Genomic DNA, 6,415 nt, shown 5'->3' with positions numbered 1-6,415 from the left:
GCAGGTCCGTCAAATCCGTCGTCGTGGAGGCCAGCGGCGGGATGGCGCCCGCGATGTCGTCCTTGTGCTGGGCCAGCCCGGTGATCAGCTGCTGCAACTGGTCGACGCTGGCCGAGAACTGCGCGCTGCGTTGATCGACGGTCGTCAGCACCGTGTTGAGGTTGTTGATCACGTCGCCGATGAGCTGGTCGCGCTGGCCCAGCGCCGAGGAGAACGCGCTGGTGTCGGCGAGCACGTTCGACAACGCCCCGCCCTGGCCCTGCAGCAGCTGGATGACAGCGCTGCTGATCGTGTTGACCTTGTCCGCGTCAAGTCCTTTGAGCACCGGCCGCAGACCGCCGAGCAGCGCGTCGAGGTCCAGTGCGGGCTGGGTGTGCTGGCTGTTGATCGTCGCGCCGGCCGGAAGTTTGCGCAGCTCACCGGGGCCCGACGTGATCTCCAAAAACCGGTCGCCGACCAGGTTTTCGTAGCGAATCACCGCGCGGGTCGACGAGTAGAGCGTGTAGCGCTTGTCGACGCCGAACTTGACGTCGATGGTGTTGTCGGGGTTGAGCTTGATGTCCGACACCGCCCCGACCGGTACGCCGGCGATGCGCACCTTCTGGCCCGACTTCAGCCGCGACACGTCGGTAAACGTTGCGTGATAAGTGCTTTCGGGACCGAACCGGAAGTCACCGAACACCACCACCAGACCTGCCGACACCAACAGCATGGCCACCGCGAAGATGCTGACCTTGATCATCATCTCGCGGTGCGACGGCATGCCCGAACTTTCCGGCATCAGAAGTCGTCCCGTTCCGCGAAGGCGCCGTGGAACAGGAACTGCAACGTCGAGGGCGCGTCGAACTGCAGTTCGGTGAACGGCTCGTACGGGATGTTGGCGTTGTCGGTCACCAGGAACGGCGCCCGGTACCACGACCCGCCGTGTTGCTTGTTCGGGATGTCGGGCAAGCCGCGGCAGTTCGGACCGCCGGAGGCGTTCACGACCGGCAGCGATTCCGGATACGTATAAGACGGCGCACCCAGCACGAAGCTCGACGACGTGAACAGGCCGGCTTTCTTCACACCAAGGATCGGTCCGAACTCCTTGAGGCCTCGGTCGATTCCGGCGAAAAGGCAGCCGAATTCCGGCGAGTACTCGGCGGCCACCTTGAGCGGCGCCCGCAGCCGGTTGATCGCGTCGATGAAGTCCTGTTCGGCCGGGGCCAGGGTGTCATACGCGTTGTTCGACAGGCCGATGGTGGCCAACAGCGTGTCGTTGAGGTTCTTCTGCTGGTCGACGACCGTCTTGTTGATCGTCGGCAGGTTGTCGACCACGGTCGTCAGGTCCGGCGCCGCGTCGGCGTAGGTGTTGGCCACGACCGCGGCCTTGCGGAAGTCCTCCTGCAGGGCGGGCAGCTTCGGGTTGGCCTGGCGCGTCAGGGTATTCAAGCCCGACAGGATGCCGCCCAGGTCGTCGCCGTGACCGCGCAGGCCTTCCGCGAACGCGCTGAGCGTCCCGTTGAGTTCGACGGGGTCGATCTTGTGCAGCAGGTCCATCAGCGACTGGAACAGCGTGTTGACTTCCAACTGCACCGAAGAGGCCGCGACGTGCGCATCCGGGCGCAACGACGTGGGCGAAGGCGACTGTGGCGGAATGAATTCCACCGCCTTGGCGCCGAAGATGGTGTTACCCGCGATGTGCACCGCCGCGTTGGACGGAATGAAATGCAGGTCGTCGCTGTTGATTCCCAGCGTGAGCCGCGCCTGGTCCCCGGAATAGTCGATGGTTTCGACTTTGCCGATCTGGATGCCCCGGTACTTGACCTTGGCGCCCTTCTCCATCACTAGCCCGGCCCGGGGCGCCGACACCGTGACGGTGTCGATGGACGCGAATGCCGCTGTATAGGAAAGGTAGGTCAGCACGGCGAAAGCCACCATCAGGCTGGCCAGCACTGCTGCTGCCAGCCGGACGGTTGTGCGTCGCGCGTCTGTGTTCGCCATGTCCTTTTAAGCGGTCCTCTTATCCGGAGAGGTTGAAGTTACCGGACGCTCCGTACACAGCGAGCGAGATGAACAATGTGATGACGACCACGACGATCAGCGACGTCCGCACGGCTTGGCCGACAGCGATGCCCACGCCGACCGGACCGCCGTGGGCGTTGTAGCCGTAATAGGTATGGACCAGCATGACCGCGATGGACATCACGATGGCCTGCAGGAAAGACCACAGCAGGTCCGACGGGATCAGGAACGTATTGAAGTAGTGGTCGTAGAGGCCCTTTGACTGCCCGTTGATGTAGACCGTGGTGAAGCGGGCCGCGAAGAACGCGGCCAGCACCGACAGCGAGTACAGCGGGATGATCGCGATGAGCCCGGCGATCAGGCGGGTTGATACCAGGTAGGACACCGAGTGCACCGCCATGCATTCGACGGCGTCGATCTCCTCGGAAACCCGCATGGCGCCCAGTTGCGCTGTGGCACCGGCACCGATGGTGGCGGCCAGCGCGATGCCGGCGATCACGGGCGCGACGACCCGGACGTTCAGGAATGCCGAGAGGAATCCCGTCAACGCCTCGATGCCGATGTTGCCCAGCGACGAATAGCCCTGCACGGCAATGACACCGCCGGAGGCCAGCGTCAAGAAGGCCGCCACACCGACCGTGCCGCCAATCATGACCAGGGCCCCGGCGCCCATCGTCATCTCGGCGATCAGCCGGACGGTCTCCTTGCGGTAGCGGGTCAGCGCGTTGGGGACATACCGCATGGTCTGCCCGTAGAACAACGCCTGCTCGCCGAAGTCGTCGACCGGCTCTTGCAGGCGGGTGAAGATGCGGCGGAACCGCAGCGTGGCGTCGTAACTCATCGCGTGCTCACCCGTTCCGTCACTTCGCCGAGATTCGCACGCCGATGGCGGTCATCACCACGTTGATCACGAACAGACAGATGAAGGCGTAGACCACCGTTTCGTTGACCGCGTTGCCGACGCCCTTGGGGCCACCCTTGACGGTCAGGCCGCGGTAGCAGCCCACCATGCCGGCCATCACGCCGAACAGCAGCGCCTTGACTTCGGCCAGCACCAGCTCGCGCAGCCCGGTCAGCACGGTCAATCCGTTGATGAAGGCCCCGGGGTTGACGCCCTGCAGGAAGACGGAGAACACGTAGCCGCCGGAGAGACCGATGGCGCACACCAGCCCGTTGAGCAGCAGGGCCACCACCGTGGAGGCCAACACGCGTGGCACGACCAGCCGCTGGATCGGGTCGATGCCCAGCACCCGCATCGCGTCGATCTCCTCGCGGATGGTGCGGGCCCCGAGGTCGGCACAGATCGCGGTGGCGCCGGCACCGGCCACGACGAGCACGGTCACCACCGGGCCCAGCTGGGTGATGGTGCCGAAGGCCGTCCCGGCGCCGGACAGGTCGGCGGCGCCGATCTCGCGCAGCAGGATGTTGAGGGTGAAGGCCACCAGGACGGTGAACGGGATGGACACCAACAGCGTGGGCACCAGCGACACGCGCGCGATCATCCACGTCTGATCGAGAAACTCACCGAATTGAAACGGCCGGCGGAATGCCGCCCGGCCGGTATCCATCATCATCTCGAAAAATCCGCCGACGGCGCGGGCGGGGACCGCGAGTTGTTCCCTCAACGCGGTCCCCCCCTCGGTTTGGTCTCGGCGAAGTCTATGTGTGGCCTTTGCATCGTCTACGGTCGCTCGTGGCTCGGTGTGAGCCGGATCATATTAACCCAGAACAAGTTCACCATGTCAATGAACAGCACTTCTTATCCGAACCGTTAATTCGGCTGGTCAGAAGCACTTGTCACGTGTCAAACTGACACACGTTCTACCTGGCGATTCCCCCAATCGGCCAGCCGTCAGCGGCTATTGTTCCATCAGCGCGCTGGCGGAAAAATTGTGCTCAGGATCACGGCCAGCAAAGTAATCCTGCAGCGTCGAACTCAGCTGCGCGGGGTCCCACGCGGCGCCGTCGGCGCTGAATTTCCGCTCCACGGTCGGCGCGGCGACCAATGTCACCTGTGGACCGTAGACGATGAAGACCTGTCCGTTCACCTCGGCGGCCGCCGGTGACGACAGGAACTTCACCAGATTGACGACGTGCTCGGGTGACAAGGGGTCGATGCCGCCCGCTTCCACCTCGGGTGCGTCGCCGAAGACGTCGGCCGTCATCGCGGTGCGGGCGCGGGGGCAGATGGCGTTGGCGCAGACACCGTAGCGGCCCAGAGCTCGTGCGGCCGTCAGAGTGAGCGAGATGATGCCGGCCTTGGCGGCGCCGTAGTTCGCCTGCCCGACCGGACCGACCAGTCCGGCCTCCGACGCGGTGTTGACGATCCGCCCGAAGATCTGGCCGCCCGCCCCCTTGGCCTTGGACCGCCAGTAGGTCGCCGCGTTGCGGGTCAGCAGGAAGTGACCGCGCAGGTGCACGGCGATGACGAGATCCCACTCCTCGTCGGACATGTTGAACAGCATCCGGTCGCGGGTGATGCCGGCGTTGTTCACCACGATGTCGAGGCCGCCCAGCGAGTCGGCCTGAGCAACCAGTTCGTCGGCGGTGGCGCGTTCGCTGATGTCGCCGGCCACAGCGACGGCCTTGGACCCGGCGGAGTTGATCTCGTCGATGACGTCGGAGGCGTCCAGCGCCGCCGCGATGTCGTTTACGACGACGGTCGCGCCCTGGCGGGCCAGGCCGAGCGCCTCGGCGCGGCCCAGGCCCGCGGCCGCACCGGTCACCACCGCGACCTTTCCGGAGAGATCGGTCGCGTTCGTGCTGCTAGTCAATTTATGAATACCTCTAGTTTCGGGTTACGCGCTCGGGGCTCGGATTAGTCGCCGCGCTGAAGTGCCGCGCGCGGGCATTCGGCGATCGCCTGCTCGGCCAACTGCTCCTGATCGGCGGGAATCGGGTCGAGCTTCACCACGGCGTAATCCTCGTCGTCCAGGTCGAAGATATCCGGGGCAATTCCCAAGCACACTGCGTTACCTTCGCACCGGTCACGGTCCACGATCACCCGCACAGCACCCTCCTTGAACCTGGCCTTCACCGCAAGACTCGCCTCATCAGCATGTAGGTCCACCATAGGGCCCTGACACCGCTGGGGAAACGGTCGCTGGATTCCCAGACTAGAACGTGTTACAACCGGGAAGGCGAACGGGTAGCCGTTGGTCGAGCTGCGGCCTGTGACGAGGGTTGTCACTGAAGAACGTCGTAAATCTGAAGGACGGCTGAAATGCGCATCAGTTACACCCCGGAACAAGAGGACCTGCGTCGCGAGCTGCGGTCGTACTTCACCGCGCTGATGACCCCGGAGCGCCGCGAGGCGCTGACCTCGACGGGGGGCGGCGAGGTCGGGACGGGCACCGCGTATCGCGACACCGTCGCGCAGATGGGCAAGGACGGGTGGCTCACCCTGAACTGGCCCAAAGAGTACGGCGGCCAGGACCGCTCCCCGATGGACTCGCTGATCTTCACCGACGAGGCCGCCATCGCGGGCGTGCCGGTGCCGTTCCTGACCATCAACAGCGTCGCGCCGACCATCATGGCGTTCGGCACCGAGGAACAGAAGAAGTTCTTCCTGCCCAAGATCGCCGCCGGCGAACTGCACTTCTCCATCGGGTATTCCGAGCCGGGCGCGGGCACGGACCTGGCCAATCTGCGCACCACCGCGGTGCGCGACGGTGACGACTACGTCATCAACGGCCAGAAGATGTGGACCAGCCTGATCGCCTACGCGGACTGGGTGTGGCTGGCGGTCCGCACCAACCCGGACGCCAAGAAGCACCGCGGCATCTCGATGCTGACCGTGCCGACGACCGCCGAAGGTTTCTCCTGGACGCCGGTGCACACCATGGCCGGGGTGGACACCAGCGCCACCTATTACTCCGACGTGCGCGTGCCGGTGACCAACCTGATCGGCGAGGAGAACGGCGGTTGGAAACTGGTGACCAACCAGCTCAACCATGAGCGGGTGGCGCTGGTCTCGCCGCAACCGATCTTCCTGGCGCTGCGCGAGGTCCGCGAATGGGCGCAGAACACCAAGGACGCCGGCGGGGCGCGGTTGATCGATTCCGAGTGGGTGCAGATCAACCTCGCCCGGGTGCACGCCAAGGCCGAAGTTCTCAAGCTGATCAACTGGGAGTTGGCCTCGGCCACCAGTGAAGCCTTGTCGCCCGCCGATGCGTCGGCGGCGAAGGTGTATGGCACCGAGCTGGCCACCGAGGCGTACCGGTTGCTGATGGAGGTGCTGGGTACCGCGGCGACGGTGCGCCAGAATTCGCCCGGCGCATTGCTGCGCGGCCGGGTCGAGCGAATGCACCGGGCCTGCCTGATCCTGACGTTCGGCGGCGGCACCAACGAAGTGCAGCGCGACATCATCGGCATGGTCGCCCTCGGTCTGCCTAGAAACCGCTGAGCCGCT

7 protein-coding genes are annotated in these 6,415 nt (G+C 65.1%); 1 reads left to right on the top strand and 6 read right to left on the bottom strand.

The genetic code is table 11. The features are described 5' to 3' along the window. The 6 genes from A5622_RS05075 to A5622_RS05050 all read right to left on the bottom strand — a co-directional run. Nucleotides 1-781, bottom strand: a 781-nt coding sequence (locus A5622_RS05075) for an MCE family protein (protein WP_066877084.1), incomplete at its 3' end; no start/stop codon positions are given. Further along, entirely contained in the window at nt 781-1,983 is a 1,203-nt protein-coding gene (locus A5622_RS05070) for an MCE family protein (protein ID WP_066877082.1), read from the bottom strand. The genes A5622_RS05070 and A5622_RS05075, both read right to left, overlap by 1 nt. 19 nt (nt 1,984-2,002) lie before the next feature. Further along, entirely contained in the window at nt 2,003-2,845 is an 843-nt protein-coding gene (locus A5622_RS05065; RefSeq protein WP_007772500.1) for an ABC transporter permease, read from the bottom strand. A 19-nt stretch (nt 2,846-2,864) separates the two neighbouring features. Next, complete coding sequence (locus tag A5622_RS05060; RefSeq protein WP_014379050.1) at nt 2,865-3,629, bottom strand: ABC transporter permease; 765 nt, start codon at nt 3,627-3,629, stop codon at nt 2,865-2,867. 234 nt (nt 3,630-3,863) lie between these two features. Beyond that, nucleotides 3,864-4,778 carry a 3-oxoacyl-ACP reductase gene (locus A5622_RS05055; RefSeq protein ID WP_066870561.1) on the bottom strand — a complete coding sequence of 305 codons (915 nt, stop codon included), beginning with the start codon at nt 4,776-4,778 and terminating at the stop codon, nt 3,864-3,866. Between the two features lie 44 nt (nt 4,779-4,822). Beyond that, a complete protein-coding gene (locus tag A5622_RS05050; protein ID WP_007772497.1) occupies nt 4,823-5,014 on the bottom strand; it encodes a ferredoxin in 192 nt (63 codons plus the stop codon). Nucleotides 5,015-5,227: 213 nt separating this feature from the next. On the opposite strand from A5622_RS05050, the gene A5622_RS05045 reads away from it, so the two are divergent. Then, a complete protein-coding gene (locus A5622_RS05045) occupies nt 5,228-6,409 on the top strand; it encodes an acyl-CoA dehydrogenase (protein WP_066870564.1) in 1,182 nt (393 codons plus the stop codon). Nucleotides 6,410-6,415 lie beyond the last annotated feature (6 nt).

The organism is Mycobacterium sp. 1245801.1 (genome assembly GCF_001673055.1).
In the GTDB taxonomy this organism is placed as follows: domain Bacteria; phylum Actinomycetota; class Actinomycetes; order Mycobacteriales; family Mycobacteriaceae; genus Mycobacterium; species Mycobacterium europaeum_A.
The sequence above is the reverse complement of the archived record's forward strand: the minus strand, read 5'-3'. Positions and strand labels throughout refer to the sequence as shown.